Here is a 647-nt window from a genome sequence, read left to right as displayed (position 1 = left end):
CACCTCTTTATCGTTTGAGCAATGGAGGGACGCAGAAGGATAGAAGAAGCGTGCGATTGGTTGTGCACGTCCAAGCAGTTAGGCTGATAAGTAGGCAAATCCGCTTATCGTGAAGGCTGAGCTGTGATGGGGAAGCTCCTTATGGAGCGAAGTCTTTGATTCCCCGCTGCCAAGAAAAGCTTCTAGCGAGATAAAAGGTGCCTGTACCGCAAACCGACACAGGTAGGCGAGGAGAGAATCCTAAGGTGTGCGAGAGAACTCTGGTTAAGGAACTCGGCAAAATGACCCCGTAACTTCGGGAGAAGGGGTGCTTTCTTAACGGAAAGCCGCAGTGAATAGGCCCAAGCGACTGTTTAGCAAAAACACAGCTCTCTGCGAAGCCGTAAGGCGAAGTATAGGGGGTGACACCTGCCCGGTGCTGGAAGGTTAAGGAGAGGGGTTAGCATAAGCGAAGCTCTGAACTGAAGCCCCAGTAAACGGCGGCCGTAACTATAACGGTCCTAAGGTAGCGAAATTCCTTGTCGGGTAAGTTCCGCCCCGCACGAAAGGTGTAACGATTTGGGCACTGTCTCAACCAGAGACTCGGTGAAATTATAGTACCTGTGAAGATGCAGGTTACCCGCGACAGGACGGAAAGACCCCGTGGA

At 52.1% G+C, this 647-nt stretch carries 1 rRNA gene; it reads left to right on the top strand.

The window, feature by feature from the left end:
* Positions 1–647: ribosomal RNA gene (locus tag MR143_RS32655) — 23S ribosomal RNA — on the top strand; the annotation flags it as partial.

The sequence above is a fragment of the Bacillus cereus group sp. BfR-BA-01347 genome, assembly GCF_022663835.1.
GTDB classification, from domain to species: domain Bacteria; phylum Bacillota; class Bacilli; order Bacillales; family Bacillaceae_G; genus Bacillus_A; species Bacillus_A thuringiensis_K.
The sequence above is the reverse complement of the archived record's forward strand: the minus strand, read 5'-3'. Positions and strand labels throughout refer to the sequence as shown.